General features: G+C 73.7%; 21 protein-coding genes and 1 tRNA gene. 10 read left to right on the top strand and 12 right to left on the bottom strand.

The genetic code is table 11. From position 1 onward, the window contains the following. Positions 1-23 precede the first annotated feature (23 nt). A complete protein-coding gene (locus tag AD017_RS21815; protein WP_060575318.1) occupies positions 24-2471 on the top strand; it encodes a glycoside hydrolase family 3 C-terminal domain-containing protein in 2448 nt (815 codons plus the stop codon). Between the two features lie 21 nt (positions 2472-2492). Here AD017_RS21815 and AD017_RS21810 read toward each other — a convergent pair whose 3' ends face one another. From AD017_RS21810 to AD017_RS21800, 3 genes are read right to left on the bottom strand one after another with little or no spacing between them, the layout of a single operon-like run. Continuing rightward, positions 2493-4049, bottom strand: coding sequence for a GMC family oxidoreductase (locus AD017_RS21810; protein WP_060575316.1), 1557 nt, complete (start codon positions 4047-4049; stop codon positions 2493-2495). Then, the gene (locus tag AD017_RS21805; RefSeq protein WP_060575314.1) at positions 4046-5599 is read right to left on the bottom strand and encodes an APC family permease; all 1554 of its coding nucleotides are present in this window, start codon (positions 5597-5599) and stop codon (positions 4046-4048) included. Before AD017_RS21805 ends, AD017_RS21810 begins: the two co-directional genes overlap by 4 nt. A 9-nt stretch (positions 5600-5608) precedes the next feature. Continuing rightward, the gene (locus AD017_RS21800) at positions 5609-7081 is read right to left on the bottom strand and encodes an aldehyde dehydrogenase family protein (protein WP_033198836.1); all 1473 of its coding nucleotides are present in this window, start codon (positions 7079-7081) and stop codon (positions 5609-5611) included. 115 nt (positions 7082-7196) lie between these two features. Here AD017_RS21800 and AD017_RS21795 point away from each other — a divergent pair, with 115 nt between their 5' ends. Beyond that, positions 7197-7958 (top strand): IclR family transcriptional regulator, encoded by a 762-nt coding sequence (locus AD017_RS21795; protein ID WP_060575312.1) that lies wholly within the window; start codon positions 7197-7199, stop codon positions 7956-7958. A 9-nt stretch (positions 7959-7967) separates the two neighbouring features. Here the strand turns inward: AD017_RS21795 and AD017_RS21790 are convergent, their stop codons facing one another. Next, positions 7968-8405, bottom strand: a complete 438-nt coding sequence (locus tag AD017_RS21790) for an SRPBCC family protein (RefSeq protein ID WP_010225502.1) — start codon at positions 8403-8405, stop codon at positions 7968-7970. Between the two features lie 203 nt (positions 8406-8608). Between AD017_RS21790 and AD017_RS21780 the strand changes: the two genes are divergently transcribed. From AD017_RS21780 to AD017_RS21770, 3 genes are all read left to right on the top strand, one after another. After that, on the top strand, positions 8609-8905 hold the full coding sequence (locus tag AD017_RS21780) for a hypothetical protein (RefSeq protein WP_060575311.1): 297 nt from the start codon (positions 8609-8611) through the stop codon (positions 8903-8905). 7 nt (positions 8906-8912) lie between these two features. Next, positions 8913-10514, top strand: a complete 1602-nt coding sequence (locus AD017_RS21775; RefSeq protein ID WP_060575309.1) for an alpha/beta hydrolase — start codon at positions 8913-8915, stop codon at positions 10512-10514. Between the two features lie 160 nt (positions 10515-10674). Further along, entirely contained in the window at positions 10675-11319 is a 645-nt protein-coding gene (locus tag AD017_RS21770; protein ID WP_010224267.1) for a TetR/AcrR family transcriptional regulator, read from the top strand. 86 nt (positions 11320-11405) lie between these two features. Here AD017_RS21770 and AD017_RS21765 read toward each other — a convergent pair whose 3' ends face one another. From AD017_RS21765 to AD017_RS21755, 3 genes are all read right to left on the bottom strand, one after another. Continuing rightward, a complete protein-coding gene (locus tag AD017_RS21765; protein ID WP_010224265.1) occupies positions 11406-11609 on the bottom strand; it encodes a cold-shock protein in 204 nt (67 codons plus the stop codon). 179 nt (positions 11610-11788) lie between these two features. Beyond that, positions 11789-13045 carry an alpha-hydroxy-acid oxidizing protein gene (locus AD017_RS21760; protein WP_060575308.1) on the bottom strand — a complete coding sequence of 419 codons (1257 nt, stop codon included), beginning with the start codon at positions 13043-13045 and terminating at the stop codon, positions 11789-11791. A 26-nt stretch (positions 13046-13071) separates the two neighbouring features. Then, entirely contained in the window at positions 13072-13845 is a 774-nt protein-coding gene (locus tag AD017_RS21755) for an SDR family oxidoreductase (RefSeq protein ID WP_060575307.1), read from the bottom strand. 104 nt (positions 13846-13949) lie between these two features. Here AD017_RS21755 and AD017_RS21750 point away from each other — a divergent pair, with 104 nt between their 5' ends. Continuing rightward, positions 13950-14813: a helix-turn-helix transcriptional regulator gene (locus AD017_RS21750; RefSeq protein WP_060575306.1), complete on the top strand. Its 864-nt coding sequence runs from the start codon at positions 13950-13952 to the stop codon at positions 14811-14813. Here the strand turns inward: AD017_RS21750 and AD017_RS21745 are convergent. Then, positions 14779-15996 carry a cytochrome P450 gene (locus AD017_RS21745; RefSeq protein ID WP_060575305.1) on the bottom strand — a complete coding sequence of 406 codons (1218 nt, stop codon included), beginning with the start codon at positions 15994-15996 and terminating at the stop codon, positions 14779-14781. The genes AD017_RS21750 and AD017_RS21745 overlap by 35 nt on opposite strands. Positions 15997-16067: 71 nt before the next feature. On the opposite strand from AD017_RS21745, the gene AD017_RS21740 reads away from it, so the two are divergent. From AD017_RS21740 to AD017_RS21730, 3 genes are all read left to right on the top strand, one after another. Further along, positions 16068-16712 carry a TetR/AcrR family transcriptional regulator gene (locus AD017_RS21740; RefSeq protein WP_010224255.1) on the top strand — a complete coding sequence of 215 codons (645 nt, stop codon included), beginning with the start codon at positions 16068-16070 and terminating at the stop codon, positions 16710-16712. A 35-nt stretch (positions 16713-16747) separates the two neighbouring features. Then, positions 16748-17788, top strand: coding sequence for an iron-siderophore ABC transporter substrate-binding protein (locus AD017_RS21735; protein ID WP_060575304.1), 1041 nt, complete (start codon positions 16748-16750; stop codon positions 17786-17788). 163 nt (positions 17789-17951) lie between these two features. Beyond that, a complete protein-coding gene (locus tag AD017_RS21730; RefSeq protein ID WP_060575303.1) occupies positions 17952-18137 on the top strand; it encodes a hypothetical protein in 186 nt (61 codons plus the stop codon). On the opposite strand, the gene AD017_RS21725 is transcribed toward AD017_RS21730, so the two are convergent. Together AD017_RS21725 and AD017_RS21720 are read right to left on the bottom strand one after the other, a co-directional pair. Beyond that, the gene (locus tag AD017_RS21725) at positions 18097-19284 is read right to left on the bottom strand and encodes an MFS transporter (protein ID WP_060575302.1); all 1188 of its coding nucleotides are present in this window, start codon (positions 19282-19284) and stop codon (positions 18097-18099) included. The genes AD017_RS21730 and AD017_RS21725 overlap by 41 nt on opposite strands. 139 nt (positions 19285-19423) lie before the next feature. Next, positions 19424-20041: a hypothetical protein gene (locus AD017_RS21720; RefSeq protein ID WP_227012815.1), complete on the bottom strand. Its 618-nt coding sequence runs from the start codon at positions 20039-20041 to the stop codon at positions 19424-19426. A gap of 140 nt (positions 20042-20181) precedes the next feature. Here AD017_RS21720 and AD017_RS21715 point away from each other — a divergent pair, with 140 nt between their 5' ends. Then, complete coding sequence (locus AD017_RS21715; protein WP_060575300.1) at positions 20182-20790, top strand: TetR/AcrR family transcriptional regulator; 609 nt, start codon at positions 20182-20184, stop codon at positions 20788-20790. A 95-nt stretch (positions 20791-20885) separates the two neighbouring features. Here the strand turns inward: AD017_RS21715 and AD017_RS21710 are convergent, their stop codons facing one another. Further along, positions 20886-21518 carry a DUF998 domain-containing protein gene (locus tag AD017_RS21710; RefSeq protein WP_060575299.1) on the bottom strand — a complete coding sequence of 211 codons (633 nt, stop codon included), beginning with the start codon at positions 21516-21518 and terminating at the stop codon, positions 20886-20888. Positions 21519-21775: 257 nt separating this feature from the next. Further along, positions 21776-21847, bottom strand: a tRNA-Asn gene (locus AD017_RS21705). Positions 21848-21990: the final 143 nt, after the last annotated feature.

The following is a 21990-nucleotide window of genomic DNA, read 5'->3' as shown; positions in this document are numbered from 1 at the left end:
GATTCGACGGTACGGTCGGCGGTATGGCTCACGTCGACGAGGAACTGCTCGGCACCCTGATCGCGACGCTCGACCTCGAGCAGAAGGTCCGGCTGCTCACCGGCGCCGACTTCTGGTCGACACCCGCCGAACCGGCGATCGGGCTGCGGCGGATGGTGCTGTCGGACGGGCCGTCCGGCGTCCGTGGGGAGAGCTTCGACGAGCGGGAGCCGTCACTGTCGCTGCCGTCGTCGTCGGCGCTCGGTGCCACCTGGGACCCGGCGGCGGCCCGGCGGTACGGCTCCGCGCTCGGCGCGGAGGCCCGGCGGCAGCACGCCGACGCCGTCCTCGGCCCGACGATCAACCTGCACCGCACCCCGTACGGCGGCCGGCACTTCGAGGCGTTGTCCGAGGACCCGCTGCTCACCGGGGAGCTGGCCGCCGCCTACGTCGAGGGGCTGCAGGCGCACGGGGTCGCGGCGACGCCCAAGCACTACGTCGCCAACGACGCCGAGACCGAGCGCTTCTCGGTCGACAACCGGGTCGGCGACCGGGCGCTGCGCGAGCTGTACCTGGCCGCGTTCGAGCCGGTGGTGACCCGGGCCGGTGCGTGGGCGGTCATGTCGGCCTACAACGCGGTCAACGGCACGACGATGAGCGAGAACCCGCTGCTCGCCGAGCCGCTGACCGGCGAGTGGGGGTTCGACGGCCTGGTGATGTCGGACTGGGGCGGGGTGCGCAGCACCGAGGCGTCGGCACGCGCCGAGCAGCACCTCGTGATGCCCGGCCCGGTCTCGGCCTGGGGTGCGCGGCTCGTCGAGGCGGTCCGCGACGGCCGCGTCGGTGAGGACGTGATCGACGGGAAGGTGCGGCGACTGCTGCGTCTCGCGGCCCGGGTCGGCGCCCTCGACGGCGTCCCACCGCAGGTCACGGAGCCACCGCCCGCCGAGGACGGCGCCGCCGTCGCCCGGGAGCTGGCCGCCGCCGGATCGGTGCTGGTCCGCAACACCCGGGCGGACGGCTCCGCCGAGCTGCCGTGGGACCTCGCCGTGCCGGGGTCGGTCGCGGTGCTCGGGCACAACGCGGCCCTCGCCCGCACCCAGGGCGGTGGGAGCGCGACGGTGCGGCCCGCCGCCGTCGTCTCCCCGCTCGACGGGCTGCGGGCCGCGCTCGGCGCGGACCGGGTGCGGTACCGGCTGGGCGCGCAGGTCGCGGAGGGGGTGCAGCCGTTCGATCCGGCGTCGATCACGAATCCCGTGACCGGGGGCTCGGGGCTGCGCGCGGTGTTCCGCGACGTCGGCGGGGCCGCGTTGCGGACCGAGGACCGGCTGAGCTCCTCGCTCATCTGGATGGGCGCCGAGATCCCCGAGGGCACCGACCACGTCGAGATCGCGCTCCGCTGGGACGCCCCGGCCGGCGCCCACCGGCTCGGGGCCGCCGCGGTGGGGCACGTCGTCCTCGTTGCGGGCGGCACGACCGTGCTCGACGCCGACGGCGTCCTGACCGGCGACGAGGGGCCCGGGGCGGCCATCTTCGAGGCACCGTCGGTGACGGCCGGTGTCACCACCGACGGCCCGGTCGACCTGGTGCTGCGCTTCCGCCCGTCCGGTCAGGAGGCCGGGATGCCGCTGGTCGCGGTCACGTTCGGTGAGGAGACCGTCGTCGACGACCCGGACGCCGAGATCGCCGCAGCGGCGGCGCTGGCCGCGGGGACCGACGTCGCCGTCGTCGTGGTGGGGACGAACGACCGGATCGAGAGCGAGGGCTTCGACCGCTCCACGCTGGCGCTGCCCGGACGGCAGGACGACCTCGTCCGCGCGGTCGCCGCGGCGAACCCGCGCACCGTCGTCGTCGTGAACTCCGGCGCGCCGGTGCTCCTGCCGTGGCGTGACGAGGTCGCCGCGATCCTGCTCGGCTGGTTCGGCGGGGAGCGGTTCGGGGAGGCCGTCGCCGACGTCCTGCTGGGCGCCGCCGAGCCCGGCGGGCGGCTGCCCACGACCTGGCCGGGCACCGGCCGGGAGCGGTCGGTGCTGTCCGGGGTCCCGTCGGACGGGGTGCTGCGCTACGACGAGGGCGTGCACGCCGGGCACCGGAACTGGCTGCGCCACGGCGAGACACCGGCGTACCCCTTCGGGCACGGTCTCGGCTACACGACCTGGACCCTCGACGGCATGTCGGTCGGCCGCTGGTCGGCGGACGGGATCGACGTGACCGTGACCCTCACCAACATCGGCGACCGCCCCGGGCGCCAGGTCGTGCAGGCCTACCTGTCCCGGGACCGCAGCGACGTCGAGCGCCCGGCGCGGTGGCTCGCCGGATGGGCCGTCGTCGACGCCGCCCCGGGGACGACGACGGTGACCGTCCCGGTGTCCCGCCGCGCGTTCCGGCACCGGACGGGGACCGGCTGGGCCACCGAGCCGGGCACCTGGACGCTGCACCTCGGCTTCTCGGTGACCGACACCCCGCTGACCGCGGAGGTCACCACGACGTGACCCCCGCGGCCGGTGCGCGGGTCAGGCGTGCGCGGCCTTCAGCAGGTCCGAGCACTTCTCCCCGATCATCATCGTCGTGATGTTCGGGTTGATCGCCGGCAGGAACGGCATCGCCGACCCGTCCGCGACGCGGAGGTTCTGCACCCCCCGCACCCGCAGCTGGGGGTCCAGGACCGCGGTCCGGTCGTCGTCGGTGCCCATCTTCGCCGTGCAGGCCGGGTGGTAGACGGTGTTGTGGGTCTTCATGATGTAGTCGGCCAGCTCGTCGTTGGTGACGGCGTCCGGGCCGGGTGCCAGCTCCGCGGCGACCCACTCCTTCAGCGCCGGCTGCTCGGCGATCCGCCGCGCGAGCCGGATCCCCTCCGTCATCACGCGCATGTCGTGACCCTCGGGATCGGTGAAGTAGCGGGGGTCGACGCGGGCCCGGTCGCGGAAGTCCCGGGTGCGCAGCCGGACGGTGCCGCGCGACCGCCCGCGGGTGACGTTCGGTGTGAGGCAGAACCCGTTGTCGGTGGTCGGGTAGCCCCAGCGCAGCGTGTTCATGTCGAACGGCACCGAGCCGTAGTGCATCATCAGGTCCGGCCGGTCGAGCCGCGGGTCGGTACGGTGGAAAAGCCCGATCTCCCACCACTGCGTCGACTCGGTGACCATCGGCTTCGCGGCGTCCCAGAAGACGAGGCCCTCGACGTGGTCGTCGAGGTTCGACCCGACCCCGGGCAGGTCCGAGAGCACGTCGATGCCGAACTCGCGCAGGTGGTCGCCCGGGCCGATGCCGGACAGCATCAGCAGCTTCGGGGTGTCGATCGCACCCGCTGAGAGGATCACCTCGCGGTCGGCGAGGACGGTCTCCCGGCCCGGGCCGATCCCGCGCTGGTACTCGATCCCGGTCGCCCGGGTGCCCTCGAACAGCACCCGCGACGCCCAGCAGTCGGTCCGTACCTCGAGGTTCGGGCGCGACCCCAGGACCGGGTGCAGATACGACGCCGACGACGACGCCCGCGTCCCGTCCGGGAACGAGTTGATCTGGAAGTACCCGGCGCCGTCGGTGACGGTGTGGCCCTCGTTGAACCGCACCGTCGGCATCCCGACGTCGGCGGCCGCCGCCAGCACGGCGTTCCCGCACGGGTCCTTCGAGGGCACCTGCATGAGGTTGACCGGGCCGGAGCGACCGTGCCCGGACCACTCGCCGTCGTTGGTCTCCAGCCGGGTGATCAGCGGCCAGCACTCGTCGGCCGACCAGCCGGTCAGGCCCAGCGACGCCCACTCGTCCAGGTCCTCGCGCGGGGTCCAGAACGCGATGCACGAGTTGTGCGACGAGCACCCGCCGAGCACCTTCGCGCGGGCATGCCGCATGTGCGAGTTGCCGCGCTCCTGCGGCTCGATCGGGTAGTCCCAGTCGTAGCCGGAGTCGAGCAGGTTCATCCAGTCGGTGAGCTTCAGGATGTTGTCGTCGCCCACGTCGGACGGGCCGGCCTCCAGCAGCAGCACCCGCGTCGACGGGTCCTCCGACAGCCGCGCGGCGAGCGCACAGCCCGCCGACCCCCCGCCGACGACGACGTAGTCGAACCGGTCCGTCATGCCTTCTCCCCCATGCCTTCGGAAATCTCCTTCGCTCTGTGTTCGGGCAGGCAGCCCAGCTGGTGACGGCCCTTCAGGCGGAACCAGAGGAGCCCGGCCGACGCCACCACCCCGATGAAGATGAACGCGATGAACCGCAGCCATCCGGTGCCGTAGACCTCCTCGCGCGGCCACGCCAGGTTCAGCGCCATCGCCGCACCCCAGCACACCGCCAGGATGTTCACCGGCAGCCCGAGACGGCCGAGGGTGAAGTACCCCTTCTGCCCCTCGTCGGGCCACTGCCCGCGCAGTCGCCGGACCAGCATCGGCACCGTGACCAGCAGGTACGCGATGTAGATCATGATGATCGCCACGCTGGTGACCGCGGTGAAGACCTCCGGCACCCCGACGTTGGCGAGCAGGATCAGGATCGCCACGGCACCGATGACGATCGCCGGGACCACCGGCGTCTTGTGCTTCGGGTCGATCCGGGCCAGCAGCGCGCCCGCGGGCAGACCGTTGTCCCGGGCCATCGCGAACATCAGCCGGATCGCCGCGGTCTGCACCGCCAGCAGGCACACGAAGACGGCGATGCTGATCGTGATCAGGAAGATCCGCCCGATCGTGCCGCCGGCGACCTGGAGCAGCACCAGCTGGCCGCCGCCGTCCTTGGTGCCCAACCGCGGGTCGGACAGGTCCGGCGCCGCCAGGATGATCCCGAGCAGGATCAGCCCGCCGAGCACGAACGACGCGACGACGGCGCGCAGGATCGCCGCCGGCGCGGTCCGCCGCGGGTCGACGGTCTCCTCGCCCAGCGAGCTCGCGGTGTCGAACCCGTACATCACGTAGGCCGAGGCCAGTGCCGCCACCAGGAAGGTGCCGAAGTACCCGCCGCCCCCGGTCGTCGGCGGCGTCTCGAACAGCACCGAGACCGGGTTGTGGACGCTCAGCAGCAGCGCGACCACGATGACGACGGCGGCGATGAGCTCGATGAACACCCCGGTCGAGTTGATCCGGGCCATCAGCTTGACGCCGATCGCGTTGATCACCGTGGTGAACACGATGAGGATCGCGCCGAGCAGCACGCCGTTGACGGCGGCGGCGCCCGGGTCGGCGGCGTCCCCGACCACCTGGAAGCCCGACCAGATCTGCGGGAACGTGAGCTGGGCGGCCAGCGCGACCGCGGACAGCGACACCACCGACGCCGTGAACATCATCCAGCCGGCCATCCACGACGTCGTCGGGCCGGCGAGGCGCTTCGACCAGTTGTAGACCGACCCGGCCACCGGGTAGCGCCCGGCGAGCTCGGCGAACGACAGCGCCACCATGAACTGGCCGGCGAACACCATCGGCCACGACCACCAGTACGCGGCACCGCCGGTGCCGAAGCCGAAGTAGAACAGCTGGAACGTCCCGGTCAGGATCGAGATGTAGCTGATCCCCGCCGCGAAGCTCGAGAACTTGCCGATACTGCGGTCCAGGGTCTGGCTGTAGCCGAACTCGGCCAGCCCTCCCCCGTCCCCGTCACCACCGTGCGTCGCTGCCGGCTTCACCGGCTCCGGGCTGCTCACAACTGCACCTCACTCCTGACCCGAGAACCACCTCTGCGGCTCGGGTGCCGTGTTCTGCCAGATGTGCTTGATCTCCTGGTACTCCGCGAGCCCGGTCGGCCCGAGCTCGCGTCCGTTGCCGGAGCGGCCCATGCCGCCCCACTCCGCACCCGGGAAGTACGGGTGGAAGTCGTTGATCCAGACGGTCCCGTGCCGCAGCGCGTTCGCGACCCGGTTGGCCCGCCCCATGTCCTGGGTGAAGACCGCGCCGGCGAGTCCGTACTCGGTGTCGTTGCCGAGCCGGATCGCCTCGTCCTCGGTGGTGAAGCGCTCGACCGTCAGCAGCGGGCCGAACGTCTCCTCCTTGATCAGCCGCGAGCCCGGCGCCAGGTCGGTGATGACCGTCGGCAGGTAGAAGTAGCCGTTCTTCAGCTCGGGGGCGTCCGGGCGGGCGCCGCCGCAGCGGATCGTCGCGCCCTCCGCGCGCGCCGCGGCCACGAAGTCCTCGATCTTCGCGAGGTGCGCGGCGGAGACGAGCGGGCCGACCTCGACGCCGTCGGCCAGGCCGTCGCCCAGCCGGATCAGCTGTGCGCGCCGCACGATCTCGTCGACGACGGTGTCCGCGACCGAGTCCTCGATGATCAGCCGGGCGCCGGCCGAGCAGACCTGCCCGGAGTGCAGGAACACCGCGAGCATCGCGTAGTCCACCGCGAGCTCGACGTCGGTGTCGGCGAACACGATGTTCGGGTTCTTCCCGCCGAGCTCGACGGCGGTGCGCTTCACGGTCTCCGCGGAGGCCCTGATGATCTTCTGACCGGTGCTGAGCCCGCCGGTGAAGGACACCATGTCGACGTCCGCGTGCTCGGTCAGCGGCGCACCGACCGACGGCCCGTCCCCGAGCACGATGTTGACGACGCCCGCCGGGATCCCGACCTCCTCGCACAGCTCGACCAGCGCGATCGAGGTGAGCGGCGTGACCTCGCTCGGCTTGATCACCATGGTGTTGCCCGCGGCGATCGCCGGGGCGACCTTCCAGGACAGCTGCAGGAGCGGGTAGTTCCACGGCGTGATGAGGGCGCAGACCCCGACCGGCTCGTGCACGATCCGCGAGACGACGGTGTCGCTGCCGGTGTCGACGATCCGGCCCGCGTCCTTGTCGGCGAGACCGGCGTAGTAGCGGAAGACCGCGGTGACGTCGTCGACGTCCTGCCGTCCCTCCGCGATCGTCTTGCCCGTGTCCAGGGTCTCCGAACGGGCGATCTGCTCCCGGTCACGCACCAGCAGGTCCGCGATCCGCCCGAGGAGCGCCCCGCGCTCCCCGGCGGAGGTGGCCCGCCACGGCCCGTCGTCGAACGCGCGACGGGCGGCGGCCACCGCCCGGTCGACGTCGTCGGGCCCGGCCTGGTCCACCTCGGTGACGGTGGAGGCGTCGTAGGGGTTGATCACCGGCGCGGTTCCCGCGGAGCCGGTGGTCCAGGTTCCGTCGATGTAGAGGCTCGGCACCGGGGCAGCGTTCACCTGCGGCGGGAAGAGCGCAACCCGGTGTCGCGCCGGATGATCATGCTCACGCGCGGGCGGGCACCGCACGCTCCGGCGGGCCCGGGGGTACGGTTGCGCCATGGGCAACCCGGTGCGTACCCGTGAGTCCGGGGTGCAGTCGGTCGACCGCGCCATCACGCTCCTGGAACTCATGGCGGTCCGGGGCGAGGCGGGGGTGAGCGAGCTGGCCGCGGCGCTCGACGTGCACAAGTCGACGGCGTTCCGGCTGCTCGGCGCGCTCGAGGAGCACGGGCTCGTGGAACAGATCGGCGACCGCGGCAAGTACCGGCTCGGCTTCGGGCTGATCCCGCCGGCCGGCCGGGTCGCCGAACGCCTCGAGGTCACGACCCAGGGGCGTCCGGTCTGCGAGGAGCTGGCGTCCCGGCTCGGCGAGACCGTCAACATCGCCATCCCCGACCGCGGCTACGCGGTGAACGTCGACCAGGCCCGCGGCCCCGCGATGGTCACCACCTACAACTGGCTCGGACGCATCACCCCGATGCACAACACCTCCAGCGGGAAGGTCCTGCTGGCCGCAGCCCTGACCGAGGATCCCGACGCGATGCCGGACGACGTGCCGGCCCGCGGCCGCAAGAAGCTCACGACCGAGCTCTCACGGGTCCACGAGCTCGGCTACGCGTGGTCGATCGAGGAGTTCGAGACCGGGCTCAACGCCGTCGCCTCCCCGGTGCGGGACCACTCCGGCACCGTCGTCGCGGCGCTGTCGGTGTCCGGGCCCGCCTACCGGCTGCCTGCCGAGCGCATCGAGGAGATCACCACCGACGTCGTCGCGGCGGGCCGGGAGATCAGCCACCGGATGGGGTTCTGGCAGCACGACTGACGGCCTGCGTCAGAGGCGTTCCAGGACCGGCGGGAGGGTGCGCTCGACCTCGTCGCCGATCCGCTCGAACTCGCGCCGCAGGAACGGGGCGGCGAGCTTGAGCAGGCCCTTGAACCGCAGGTCGGCGCGGTAGGTCACGGTGCTCCCGCCGTCGTCGGTCGGCTCGACGACGAGGTCGTCGGTCGCGGTGACGGTCGCGCTCTCCCCGACGAAGACCAGCCGCGCACCGGCGGCGTCGACCAGCGTCACGTCGAGCTCGGTCTCCCTGCCGTTGAACACCGACACGGTGTGCCAGGTCGCACCGACCCCGATCGGGCCGCCGTCGTCGGACCGCGTGCACGACTTCGTGCCCGGGTCCCAGACCTCGCTGTGCCCGAAGTCGGCCAGGTAGCCGAGAACGGTCTCGGGAGGGGTGGACACCGTCATCACCCGCTGGACGCCGACCACGACGCTCCTCTCACCCCGACCCGGTCGGCGGAGATGGTCTCACGCCGCCCGAGCAAGATCGAGAGCGACGCCGGGTTGTGACCGCTGATCGCGACCGCGATCGGCTTCCGGCGTTCCGCCGCGCCGCCCGTGCCGCCCGGCGCAGACTCCGGCTCTCCGGCGGGGCGTGCCGAGCACCCGCCGGTGGACGGGAGGAGTGCCGGGTGCACGACGCCGACGGGACGGGGACCGCCCGGGTCGAACCGGAGCGGCTGGTCGCGGCCGCCGCGCGGTACGACGCGCTCGCCGCGACGCTGACCGCGGCCGCCGCGGCCGTCCCGGTGACGGTGCCCGACGCCGGGTTCGCCTCCGCCGGCGCGGCGGCGGCGCTGGACGCCGGCCTGGTCGCCGCGGTCCGAGCGGACGCCGGTCGCGCCGCCCGGACCGCCGGGGCACTGCGGGCGACGGCGACGGCCTGGCGTTCCGCGGACGACGCCGCCGCGACCTCCCTCGGCGGGTGAGAGCACCGTGCCGTCGCTCGCGGAGCTCCTCGCCGCCGATCCCGGGTCCTGGCTGCGCCGGGCCGGGGCCTGGGACCGGCTGGCGGCGACGCTGGCGGCGGAGGCCGACGACCTCGACCGTCCCGGGTCCGCGGCCCCGCCGGCGGACTGGAGCGGCGCCGACGCCGACCGGGCCCGCGCCGCCCGCGACGCGCTCTGCCGCCGGCTGCGCGCCGGTGCCGGCACCGCCGGGCACGCCGCCGGGGTGCTCGGCAGGCACGCCGGCGAGGTGCTCGCCGCCCAGCGCCGCGTGGTGCTGGCCGCGCTCGACGTGCACCCGGTGCTGGAGGTCGACCTGGTCACCGGCGGGGTGCGGCTCGCACCGGGGGCCGTCGGGTTCCCGCAGGTCCTGCAGGTGCCGGGGATGGCGCTGACCGGCGGCAGGCTCGCGCTGGACCTCCTCCGGTGGAGCAGGGCGGTCCACGAGGCCGTCTCCGACGCCGCCCGGTCCGACGCGGCGGCGACCGCCGCGCTGCGGGCCGCGTCGGCCGGCGGCGACGGGCCGGTCGTGGCGTCGCCCGCGGCGGTCCCCGCCGGGCCCGGCGCGGCCCGCGCCTGGTGGGCGGGGCTGTCCGGCGACCAGCGGGACCGGCTGACGCGCACCCGTCCCGACCTGGTCGGTGGCACCGACGGGATGCCGGTGGCCGACCGGGACCGCGCCAACCGGATCCGCCTCGACGCCGAACGCGCACGGCTGCGCTCGCTCACGGCCCGGCAGCGGCAGGCGGGAGACCCCGCGGCCGCCGCCCGCACCGGGGCCGCGCTGGCGGGGCTCGACGCCGTCGCGCAGCGGCTCGCCCGCGGCGACGCGGCGCTGCTCGACGTGGGCGCGGGCGCGGGGCCGGGGCGGGTGGTGCTCGCCGTGGGCGATCCGGAGCGCGCCGCGCACGTCCTCACCCACGTGCCGGGCACCGGGGCGGGCTGGGCGTCGGTGCCCGAGGACCTGCGGCGCGTGGAGGCGACCCGGACCGCGGCCGGGACCGACGTCGCCGCCGTGCTCTGGACCGGCTATGACGCTCCCGCCCACCTCGCGGCGGCCGCCTACGACGAGCCGGCCCGCTCCGCCGCCGGGGACCTGCGGCGGTTCCAGGACGGGCTGCGTGGCGGGCACCACGGGCCGGTGCACCTGACCGTCGTCGGCCACTCGTACGGCTCGACGGTCGCGGGGCGGGCCGCCGCCCCGGGGTTCGCCGTGGACGACGTCGTGTTCGTCGGCAGCCCCGGCGCCGGCGTCCGCCACGCCGGGGAGCTCGGCGTCCCGGCCGACCGGGTGTGGGCGACGACGGCGCAGCACGACCCGATCTCGCGGGTGCCCGGCAGCGAACTGTTCGCCACCTCGCGGGGTCTCGGGCCGAACGGGCTCGCGCACGGGGCGAACCCGGCGGCGCCCGGGTTCGGCGCCCGGATCGTCGAGTCCGCCCCCGGCGCGGCGCTGCCGCGGCGCGACGACCCCGCGACCCCGACCGACGAGTCCGCGCCCGCCTCCGCACACAGCGCGTACTGGGACCCGGGTTCGCCGAGCCTCACCGCCTTGGGGAAGATCGTTTCGGGGCGCGCGGGCGAATCATGACCCTGAGTGACGGTCAGACCGCTTTGCGAGGTGCCCGTCCGGCCATCCGGCGGCACCGCCGACGGCTCGAAGAACCAGCGATGATGCAGGTCACAGATAGTCGTCAGTCGATCAGCGACTACCCTCCCACCGGTTCGGGCAGGAGCAGTAGCATGCGGGCGTGACCGAGACCGAGAGTAAACCGGCGAGGCGTACCGGACGCCCGCCGCTGACCGACCGGGCGACGTTGCTCGCGGCTGCCCGCGACCTCGGCTTCTCCGACCTGACGGTCGGCGCCGTGACGGCCCGGGTCGGGGTCAAGTACTCGACGTTCTATCGGCACTTCCCCAGCCTGGAGTCCCTCGTGGCGGCGCTCGTCGACGACGTCGTCACCGACGACGCGTTCCCCGACACCGGGGGCCGCTGGCAGGACCAGCTCCTCGCCTTCACCGGGGCGACCTTCGACGTGATGGCCCAGCACCCCGGTCTCGCACCCGCGATGGTGCGGCTGCCGAACGCGCCGGAGGCGATGCTGGCGGCGTTCCGGCGGTGCACCGACCAGCTGATCGCGGCCGGCTTCCCGGCCGACGACGCGGTCCTCGGCGCCGGGACGGCCATGAACCTGGGCGTGCAGCCGTGGCTGAGCGCCGTCGGCGGCAGCGTGGGCGACGTCCCACGGCGTGACCAGGTGCTCGAGTCCGAGCAGCCGTTCGCACCGGAGGTCTGCGCGGTGTACCGCGACCAGGTCGACGACCCGCCCCGCGCGTGGACGCTCCGCCGGGTCGAGCTGCTGGTCGCCGGCCTGGAGACCCGCCTCGCGGGCTGAGCGCCCGCCGACGACCGGCCCGACACACGGAGACGCCCGGGGTGCTGAGCACCCCGGGCGTCTCTCGTCTGTCGGACGTCAGCCGGTCAGGAGGGCACGACCTGGTCCGCCTGCGGGCCCTTCTGGCCCTGGGTGACCTCGAAGGTCACGGCCTGACCCTCGTCCAGGCTGCGGTATCCGGAGCTCTGGATCGCGCTGAAGTGGACGAACAGGTCCTGCCCGCCTCCGTCCGGCGTGATGAACCCGTAACCCTTCTCGGCGTTGAACCACTTCACGGTTCCCTGTGGCATCCGGATGTCTCCTCGCGTATTGCCGGTACCTTCAGAGGGGACCCTAGCCCTCCTTCGCCCCGAGAGGGGCGCCGCGCCCCCAACAATGTGCGGCGCGTCGCGAGGAGGTGTCCGTTTCGTCCTGATCTTTCCGGGGATCCGGAGCGCCCGGGCCCCGTGCGCGGGCCCGTCCGTGCCGGTCAGGGACGGTCGCGGAGCTCGATGCCCGCGGGCGTCGTCGCACCGGCCAGGCCGCACGCGAGATCGAGTTCCGCGACGACGTTCTGCACGACCTGCGCGACGCCGCGCGCGCCGTCGAGCGCGAGGCCGTGCACGAACGGCCGCCCGAGCAGCACGGCCCGCGCACCGAGACGCACGGCCGTCGCCACGTCGGCGCCGGTCCGGACACCGCTGTCGAGCAGCACCGCCAGCCGGTCCCCCACCGCCGCGGCCACACCGGGCAGCGCGTCGAGCGACGCGACGGAGTGGTCGACCTGCCGTCCGCCGTGGTTGGAGACGACGACGCCGTCCGCCCCTGCGTCGGCGGCCCGGCGGGCGTCGTCGGGGTGCAGGACGCCCTTGACGACGATCGGCAGCCGGGTCCGCTCGCGGAGCCCGGCGAGATCGTCCCAGGACAGCTGCGGCCGGGAGTAGACCCGCAGGAACGTCTCCACCGCGGCACGCGGGACCGGCGAGCGCAGATTCTCCAGGAACCCGCCGGGTGCGTTCCGGGAGATCTCGACGAGGGTCCGCACCGCCTGCGGGGTGACCTTCGGCGGGGGTCCGGTCCGCGGCGCGGCCAGGGTCTCCTCGACCAGCCGCCGGAAGACCGGGTCGGAGGTGTACTGCGCGATGCCGATGCCCCGGGCGAACGGCAGGTGCCCCAGGTCGAGGTCGCGCGGACGCCAGCCGAGCATCGTCGTGTCCAGGGTGACGACGACGGCCTCGCACCCGGCGGCCTCGGCGCGGGCGAGGAAGCTGTCGACCAGCTCGTCGGAGGTGGACCAGTAGAGCTGGAACCAGGTGGGCCCACCGGCCCGGACGATCTCCTCCGTCGGTGCACCGGCCTGGTTCGAGATCACCATCGGGACGCCGGCCGCGGCGGCACCGCGGGCGACGGCGGTGTCGGCACCGCGGCGCACGAGATCGAGCGCGCCGACCGGGGCGAGCAGCAGCGGAGCGGGCAGCCTGCGGCCGAACAGCTCCACCGAGAGGTCCCGCTCGCCGACGTCGCGCAGGATCCGCGGCACGACCTCCCGGCGGGCGAAGGCCTCCCGGTTGGCGCGCATCGTCGTCTCCGCACCGGCGCCGCCGGTGACGTAGGCGTCGGCGCGGCGGCTCATCGCACGCCGGGCGCGCCGCTCCAGCTCGGCGGGGCCGGTGGGGACCCGCGGACGCGCGCCGGAGACCCCCTCGCGGTAGATCCGTTCCTGCCGCGCCCGCCCCGGTGCCGTCACGTGCCCTCCCCCGTCGGAATCGTCGGTCAGGCTACGTGCCCGCGGTGCGGGTCCGAGGCGTTGAGCCTGCGGACGACGTCGTCGTAGTCGCCGCGGGCCTCGGCGTGCCGCAGGAACCCGACCCGCTCGACGAGCACCTCGCCGTCGTCCGGCCGGGTGTCGAGGATCTGCACCACCTCGGCGACGAACTCGTCCAGCGGCATCGCGATCGGGCTCTCCCGCTGGGTCGGGAGCAGGTCGGTGGCGACCGACGGCGGCACGATCTCGTGCAGCCCCACGGTCGTGTCCGCGAGCTGGAGGCGGAGCGACTCGGTCAGCATGTGCACGGCGGCCTTGGAGGCGTTGTAGCTGGGTGTCGCGCCGAGCGGGACGAACGCGAGCCCGGAGGAGACGGTCACGATCGTCGCGGCGGGGCGGGTCCGGAAGTGCTCGACCAGCTCCCCGATCAGCCGGACCGGGCCGAGCACGTTCGTGGTCACGACCTCCTCGGCGGAGGCCACGAACCCGTCGGGGGTGTGCCAGTCCTCGACGCGCATGATCCCGGCCATCGCGACGAGGACGTCGAGGTCCGGGTGCCGGTCGAGGACCTCCGCGACGGCCGTGCGGATGCTCGCCGGGTCGGCCGTGTCGATCTCGACGGCGTCCAGACCGGGGTGCGCCGCGGTGAGCTCGTCGAGCAGTGCGCGGCGGCGGCCACCGAGGATCACGGTGTTCCCGCGCTCGCGCAGGGCGAGCGCCAGTGCCAGGCCGATCCCGCTCGTCGAGCCGGGGATGAAGACGGTGCGTCCGGTGATCTGCATGGGCACCACCGTCGCCGGGGGGACGGCGCCTCCGGCAGAGACCCGTCATCGGGGGATCACCGGTCCCTGGTCCGCCGACCGGACGGGAGCCGATACTCGGCGGCATGGACCGCGCCGCACTCGCCGACTTCCTGCGCCGGCGCCGGGAGGACCTGCGCCCCTCCGACGTCGGCCTGCCCGACGGGCCGCGCCGGCGGGCACCGGGCCTGCGTCGCGAGGAGGTCGCGTCGCTGGCGGTCATGTCGACCGACTACTACACGCGGCTGGAGCAGCAGCGCGGCCCGCAGCCGAGCGAGCAGATGCTCGCCTCGCTGGCCCGGGCGCTGCGCCTCGGCTCCGAGGAACGCGACTACCTGTTCCGGTGCGCGGGGCGCAACGCACCCGCGACGGCGCCGCTGTCCGGCCACGTCGCCCCGGCACTGCTCCGTGTGCTGGACCGGCTGCAGGACACCCCGGCCATGGTCCTGTCCGTGCTCGGCGAGACGCTCGTGCAGAACGACATGGCCCGGGCGTTGTTCGGTGACCACGCCCGGCACACCGGGCACGCCCGCAGCGAGGTCTACCGCTGGTTCACCGATCCCACCGAGCGCGAGCGCTACCCCTCCGACGACCGGGACCGGCAGAGCCGCGCACAGGTCGCGACCCTGCGCGCGGCCCTCGGGCTGCTGGGGCCGGAGTCCCGGGCCGGCGAGCTGGTCCGGGTACTGCGCGACCGCAGCCCCGAGTTCGACGGCCTCTGGGAGCTCCAGGAGGTCGGCCGCCGGTTCGCCGACCACAAGACGCTGCTGCACCCCGAGCTCGGCCCGCTCGAGGTCGACTGCCAGGTGCTGTTCACCGAGGACCGGTCGCAGGCGCTGCTCGTGCTCACCGCGGCACCGCGCAGCGAGACCGCGCGACGGTTCGAGCTCCTCGGGGTGATCGGCAGCCAGCAGTTCAGCGGGGACCGGTCCGCACCGGCAGGCTCGTGAGCCCGTGGATCAGCGTGCTCTCCCGGTGCGGGCCGGGCTCACCGCCGAGCGTCAGGTCCGGGAATCGTTCGAGCAGGGTGCGGAAGGCGACCTCGCCCTCCAGCCGGGCCAGCGGCGCGCCGACGCAGTGGTGGATGCCGTAGCCGAAGGCCAGGTGGCCCGAGGTGTCCCGGGTGACGTCGAGCCGGTCGGCGTCGGCGTAGCGCTCGGGGTCGCGGTTCGCCCCGATCAGTGAGACGAGGACGAACTGGTCGGCGGGGATCGTCGTGCCGGAGTACTCGACCGGCTCGGCGGTGAACCGGAAGGTCGCGAGGTTGACCGGGCCGTCGTAGCGCAGGAACTCCTCGACGGCGTTCGGCACGCGCTCCGGCTCGCGCCGGAGCAGGTCCCGCTGCTCGGGGTCGCGCAGCAGCGCGAGCATCCCGTTGCCGATCAGGTTGACCGTCGTCTCGTGCCCGGCGACGAGCAGCAGGAACGCCATCGCCGTCGTCTCGGCGTGGCTGAGCGAGTCACCGTCCTCCGAGGCCCGCACGATCTCGGAGAGCATGTCGTCGCCCGGGTTCGCGGACTTGTCGGCGACCAGCTCGGCGAGGAACTGCGCCATGGCGCCGGCGGCCGCCCCGCGCTCGTCGTCGCCCGCGCCGGAGAGGAGCGTGTTCGACCACTCGCGGAAGTCGTCGCGGCGGCCCTGCGGGACGCCGAGAATCTCGCAGATGACCGTCATCGGCAGCGGGAAGGCGAACTCGTCGAGCAGGTCGACGTCGGGCCCGGCGGCCTCCATCGCGTCGGCCAGCTCGTTCGCGATCTCCTCGATCCGCGGCCGCAGCCGGGCGATCGCGCGCATCGTGAAGGCCCGGCCGACGAGCTTGCGCAGCCGCGTGTGGTCGGGCGGGTCCGCGTTGAGCATGTGCTGGACCAGGGACTCGGCGAGCGCCCGGGCCGACGGGGCCTCCTCCTCGCGGGCGAGGATCTCCGGGATGCGCGCGGCGTCCTTGGCGAGCCGGCCGTCGTTGAGGGCGGCCCGGGCGTCGTCGTAGCGGGTGATCATCCAGAACGAGAGGCCGTTGGGCGCGACGGCCCGCACCACGGGCCGGTCCACCCGCAGCTCCCGGTACAGCGCGTCCGGGTCGTCGAAGAAGTCCGCCCCGAGCCGGAGCGGCTCGGTGTCCTGCGTGGTGGTCATCGTCCGCTCCGTCCGGGTGCGCGGTTCGGTCCCTTCTAGACTTGCACAGCTTGTGCAAAAATGCACTCGTGATGAAGAGGTCCTCCGCCCGCGAGCGCAACCGGCGGTCGATCCTGGACGCCGCCAGCGAGGTGCTGCGGCAGGACCCGGAGGCGACGCTCGACGACGTCGCCGCCCGGGCCGGCGTCGTCCGGCGGACGGTCTACGGGCACTTCGCCAACCGGCAGGCCCTGCTGGTCGCGCTGGTGCACGCCGCGGCTGCCGACTTCGTCGAGCAGGTCGGGGAGGTCGACACCGCCGCGGCGGACCCCGCCACGGAGCTGGCCGCCGTCGTCGTCCGGACCTGGAGCACCGCCCGGCGCAACGGCCCCCTGATCACCCTCGCCCGGCAGACGATGGACGCCGAGGTGCGGGCCGCCATGACGCCGTTCCACGCCGTCATGGCCCGGTTGATCGCACACGGCCAGCAGTCCGGGGTGTTCGCACGTCACGTCGACGCGGCGATCCTCGGCGAGGTGCTGGAGAACGGCTCGGCGACCTACCTGCGGGCGGCGGAGAGCGGGCGGTGGGACGGCGACGAGACCGACGTCGCGCTCGGGCACCTCCTCACCCTCGGCGTCCCACCGGAGGCGGCGCGGGACGCGGTCGCCCGCGCGGTGCCGGCCGCCGGACGGCGATCGCGGCATGGTCATCCGGTCCCGCGCGGATTAGGTTAGGCGACACTCATCTCCTCGGACGAACGGGTCGACTCGTGTACCTCCGCCCCGCCCTGCGGCGTCGCCTGCGCACCGCGGTACTCCTGCCCCTCGCCACCGTCCTCCTGGTGGCCGGCTGCACGTCGTCCGGGGAGCCCGCTGCCCCCGGGCCGGCGACCGACGGTGGCGGCACGTTCCCCGTGCGGATCGACCACGCCTACGGCACCACCGAGATCCCGGCCGAGCCGACGCGGGTGATCGCGCTCGGCCTGTCCGACCAGGACCCGCTGCTGGCCCTCGGCGTGACGCCGGTCGCGGTGAGCCAGTGGTACGGCGACTACCCGAGCGCGACCTGGCCGTGGGCGCAGGACGAGCTCGGAGGTGCGACGCCGGTCGTACTGAACGGCGGCGTCCGCAACGAGGAGGCTCCCCCGCTGGAGGAGATCGCCTCCCTGCAGCCGGACCTGATCCTCAGCCTCTACAACGGGACCACCCGGGAGCAGTACGACCAGCTGTCGCGGATCGCCCCGACCGTCGTCCCCGACCAGCAGTTCACGAACTTCACCGTCACCTGGCAGGAGGCCACCCGCGCCACCGGCGAGGCGCTCGGCCGCGAGCAGGAGGCGGTGGGGCTGGTGCAGCGTGTCGAGGGCCGGTTCGCCGAGGCCGCCGCGCAGAACCCGCAGTTCGCGGGGAGGACCGCCGTCGTCGCGGAGCGGTTCGAGCCGGGCGCCAGCGTCGTGCGGTCCGGCAACGACGTGCGCGCCCGGTTCTTCGGCGGGCTCGGCTTCACCGTGCCGGGCGAGATCGGCGGGATCGCGCCCGACGAGTACGGCGAGATCGACGTCTCCGACGAGCTCATGTCCGAGCTGTCCGAGGACCTGCTCGTGTGGAACATCGGCGCGTCCCCCGAGGTCCGGCCGGAGATCGAGAACAGCCCGCTCCACGCGGCGCTGCCGGTCGTGCAGCAGGGCAGGGTGCTGTGGATCGAGGACCCGGTCGTCTCCGGGGCGTTCAGCTGGGGAACGATCCTCAGCCTCGACTACGCGCTCGACGAGCTCGTCCCGCGGATCCGCGCCGTCGTCCCGCCGCAGTGAGCCCGGTGATCACGAGTCGGGAAGGGATCCGGCCACATCCGGCCGTCGCTCTTCCCGATCGGTGATCTTCGGCCGGCCGTGGCGTCCGGGTGCCTCCCGGTGGAAGATGCCGCCCTCCGATCCGGTCCGGGATCGTGCCCGTGCCCGTCAACCCGACGCTCCCGTGGTTCGACTCGACATCTTCTGCGGCGCCCACGACGCGCAGGCCCCGTTCGCACTCGTGCTCGCGGACCGCAATCCCGCGGCGCGCTTCCACCACTTCTCCTTCGGTCATCTCGGCTACTCGCACCCCGATGCCAGGCGCCGGATCATCGCGACCGTCGCGGGCTACCGGGACGCCCGCCGGTGAGCCCGGGCGCCGTCCCCGGTCCTCCGCCGTGGACCGCCACGCAGACCCACGAGAGGACCGCGACGACGACGAACACGGAGTAGACGACCCCGTACCCGGCGGCGAGCGAACCCGCCGACGCGGCGACCGGGGCGACGAGACCGGCGACGCCCCAGCCGGTGAAGACACGGCCGTAGGTCGCGCCGAACCGCCCACCGGGGACGACGTCGGAGACCGCGGCCGGGACGAGGGTCGACAGCGCGCCGTACTGGGTCCCGAGCAGGAACAGCGCCGTCAGCGCCAGGGGGCCGCCCGCCCCGGCGGCGAGCGCGACGCACACGACCACGAGCAGCGCCGAGTTCGCGTGCAGGGTCGCGCGGCGGCCCACCCGGTCCGAGACCGGTCCGGCGACCAGCCGCCCGACGACGTTGCCGAGGTTGAGCAGCACCACCGCCGACGCCACGGCCGCGGCCGGTCCGGCGAGCCGGCCGGCGAGTGCGAAGGCAGCCAGGGCCGGTGCGCTGCCGAGACCGAACCCCAGCCACAGGGCGACGACCGGGCGGCGTGGCACCCGTCCGCCGTCGGTGCCGGACGGCGCAGCCGGGGCGTCCGGGGCTTCCGGGGCGGCGCCCGGCAGCAGCACCGCGGCGGCGAGGAGGACGGCGCCGAGGACCGCGGCCAGCACGACGAAGGTCCCGCCGCGGCCGGCCACCACAAGCAGGACCGCCGCGACCGGGGCGAGGACCGCGGTCCCGACCGCGTAGGAGGCCACCACCAGCCCGAGCGCGAGCCCCCGGCCGGACCGCACGGTCCCGGCCACCCGCACCGCGGTCGCGTAGCCGAGTCCGGCGGTGGCACCGAGCACCACGCCGAACGCGATCACCAGGACGACGACCGACGTCGCCGCGGCGCTCCCGAGCAGACCGGCGACACTGCCGGCCGCCGTCACCAGTGCGAGACGGCGGGGAGCGACCGAGTCGGCGATCCGGCCGCCTGCGAGGACCCCGGCCGTGAACGCCGCGAGACCGACGGAGAAGACGCCGGCCAGCGCGGTGGTCCCGGCCCCCAGCTCACGCTGCGCCGACGCGGTGAACACGTCCCACGCGAACAGGGGGCTCACGGCGAGATCGAGCAGCACCGCGCCGGCGATCGCGCGCCGTCGGCCCATCCCGACCTCCGTCCCCCGCCGGGTGAGCCGTCACCCGGCGGGCCCTGCCGCTGGGCGGTCCGACCGGGAAGGTCTCACGACCGGGCGGTCGCGCGCTGCGTCACGCCCCACCGGGGTGCGTGTACGACGTGACGCGGGGTCAGTTCCCACCGGCGTCGAGCAGCCAGTGGTAGCGGAGCCGCAGGGCCCGTTCCGTGCTCCCCAGCGCGGCCGCGACGGCGAGCGTGATGTTGAGCCAGATCGGCAGGTGGATCGGCGACACGAAGACGCCGATGTTCTCGGCGATCGGGGGGATCCGGGAGATCGGTTCGAGGATCTGCAGGATGTTGAGCCCCAGACCGATCACGACGACGATCACCGAGACGAACCCGAGCACGCGACTCAGCCCGGGGCTCTCCCGCTCGAACCGGGCCCGGCGTCCCTCGGCCGACCTCGGGTCCGGGGTGAGCTGGTACTCCGCACCGGCCGTCGTCACGTAGTGGCACCGCTTGACGCCGAAGCTCGTCGTCGCCACCTCGATCGCGCCGCCCTCGACGGGGAAGACGGCGGGGACCTTCGACTCGGCGTGGTGGCGGCCGTCGCGGTAGAGCTGGGCCCGCACGACGCCGTCCTCCTTGTCGCCGTTGTGCCGCACGTCGACGCTGTACTCGACCGGACGGCCGTCGTCGCCCGTCAGCCGCAGGTGGAGAAGTGCCCGGCCGGTGAGCATCTGCCACCAGCGGAAGCGCTTCAACGGACGCCCGTCCCCCGGCTTCACCCGCCGGACGGCACGGTCAGGTCGCCACTGCTTGAACATGTCGTCCCCCGACGCTCGTCCGACCTGGCTAACACACTGTGTTAGCCGCTGCACCGAGAAACTAACACGTTGTGCTAGTACGATGCGAGAGGAGGTGCACCATGGAGCGTGACGACGGTGAGCCGAGCAGCCGGGACAAGGTCCTCCGCGCCGCCATGCAGATGTTCGGGGATGACCCCGGGACGAGACTGACCGTGCGGGCGGTCGCGGCCCGGGCCGGGGTGAGCACGGGATCGCTCCGCTACCACTTCCCGACCCAGCGCGAACTGCAGGACGAGGTGCTCACCCGCATCTACGACCTCGTCGTCTCCGACGACACGATCCACGACACCACGACGCCCGCCCGGGACCGGCTGGTCGGCTGCCTCCGCCAGGTGCTCGTCGGCACCGGCGTGGGCGAACAGGCGCGAGCCGCGACGCTGAAGGTCGTCCGGGAGTGGGTCGAGCCCGAGCCGACCGAGGACAACCGGGCCGCCTACCTCGCCATGGAGCGGGAGATGCAGCGACGGGTCGAGTACTGGCTGACCGTGCTGGCGAACGAGGGCGCCGTCACTGCCGACGACACCGCACGACGGGCGAAGTTCCTGCTCACCGTCGTCAACGGGCTCGGCCTGGAGCGGGCGCTGCCCGCCGAGGAGTCACTGCTGCAGACCGAGACGGACACCCTGTACACCGCCGTCGACGGAGTTCTCGGTCCGCGCGACCAGTGACCGGACCGGAGTCGCCACCCCCACCTGGCGTGGATCGGCTCCGCCCGGCCACCTCGCCCGTGCGGGAGATCGAGCCCGACGACGGCCGGGCCGCACTACCGGACGCGTGATGGCTCCTCGTCGCGGAGCAGGAGGCGCACGGCGACAGCGCCGAGCCACACCGTGGCCGGCCAGACGACCAGCCGCTCCAGGAGCCCACCCAGCTCCGGCGGACCCGCTCCCAGGAACACCACGGTGGCGGCCGCCGCGACGAGACCGAGTGCGGTACCGGTCGCGGCGAGAAGCGGACTCGGCCGCGGCAACACCCGTGCGGTGAGGAGCAGCGCGCACGGCTGCGCGACGGCGACGGGATTCGACACGAGCAGATGGAGATCCACCGACACGTCGACCGGCACCAGCCCGGTACCGATCGAGCCCAGCCCGGTGACCACCCACGCCCCGGCCGCGACGGTGCCGAGCCGGCCGGGGCGGAACGCAGGTCGGGCGAGCACCGCTCCGACGGCCATGAGGGCCCCGAAGACGACGAACGCGGTGTTCATCACCGCGTGCCACGGCGAGCAGACCGCCACCACAGCGGCGGGACCGGGGTACTCGGCGCAGGTGACCGCACCCAGCTCGCTGATCGTGCTTCCCACCAGGTCGTACGGCGCTCTCACCGTGCGGACCACGAGCAGTTCCAGCGGCAGGTAGAGCATCTGCGACGCGAGCAGCACGAGCCCGAGACGCACACGGATACCTCCGCGAGTCGCCGGCGGGCCGGATCCGCGACCGGTCGAGGACGATCTCATCGCCCCAGGATCGCGCATCCGGGGACGGGGGTGGTCCGACTTTCGACGGATCATCGGATCCACGACGGCGTGCGACCTCGAGAAGGCGGGCAGGGTGTCGCGGAGACACATCGACCCCCGGAACCCGATGAGCGGGGGTTCACTGGGGGCCGATCGCAGCCGAACCTGTTCTGTGAGTCTCTGACCTGGGGAATGTGCTCCTCCGACTGGACTCGAACCAGTAACCGCCCGATTAACAGTCGGGTGCTCTGCCATTGAGCTACGGAGGACCGCTTGTCGCCGCCCTGAACACTCGTCCCGGCGACGGATCAAACTCTACAACACCCTCCGGACCCGTCTCGCAACCCCCCGTTCGGCCGCTGTTGTCGCAGGTCGGGACCCGATCCGGGTACCACCCCGGCGCCCCGCGGCA

This window comes from Pseudonocardia sp. EC080619-01, assembly GCF_001420995.1.
Lineage (GTDB): Bacteria > Actinomycetota > Actinomycetes > Mycobacteriales > Pseudonocardiaceae > Pseudonocardia.
The sequence above is the reverse complement of the archived record's forward strand: the minus strand, read 5'-3'. Positions and strand labels throughout refer to the sequence as shown.

Bases quoted from the DNA above. Each gene is read 5' to 3' on its own strand.
- AD017_RS21815 (WP_060575318.1), top strand. From the start codon at position 24: ATGGCTCACGTCGACGAGGAACTGCTCGGCACCCTGATCGCGACGCTC.
- AD017_RS21810 (WP_060575316.1), bottom strand. From the start codon at position 4,049: ATGACGGACCGGTTCGACTACGTCGTCGTCGGCGGGGGGTCGGCGGGC.
- AD017_RS21795 (WP_060575312.1), top strand. From the start codon at position 7,197: ATGGGCAACCCGGTGCGTACCCGTGAGTCCGGGGTGCAGTCGGTCGAC.
- AD017_RS21765 (WP_010224265.1), bottom strand. From the start codon at position 11,609: ATGCCACAGGGAACCGTGAAGTGGTTCAACGCCGAGAAGGGTTACGGG.
- AD017_RS21755 (WP_060575307.1), bottom strand. From the start codon at position 13,845: ATGCAGATCACCGGACGCACCGTCTTCATCCCCGGCTCGACGAGCGGG.
- AD017_RS21750 (WP_060575306.1), top strand. From the start codon at position 13,950: ATGGACCGCGCCGCACTCGCCGACTTCCTGCGCCGGCGCCGGGAGGAC.
- AD017_RS21745 (WP_060575305.1), bottom strand. From the start codon at position 15,996: ATGACCACCACGCAGGACACCGAGCCGCTCCGGCTCGGGGCGGACTTC.
- AD017_RS21740 (WP_010224255.1), top strand. From the start codon at position 16,068: ATGAAGAGGTCCTCCGCCCGCGAGCGCAACCGGCGGTCGATCCTGGAC.
- AD017_RS21725 (WP_060575302.1), bottom strand. From the start codon at position 19,284: ATGGGCCGACGGCGCGCGATCGCCGGCGCGGTGCTGCTCGATCTCGCC.
- AD017_RS21715 (WP_060575300.1), top strand. From the start codon at position 20,182: ATGGAGCGTGACGACGGTGAGCCGAGCAGCCGGGACAAGGTCCTCCGC.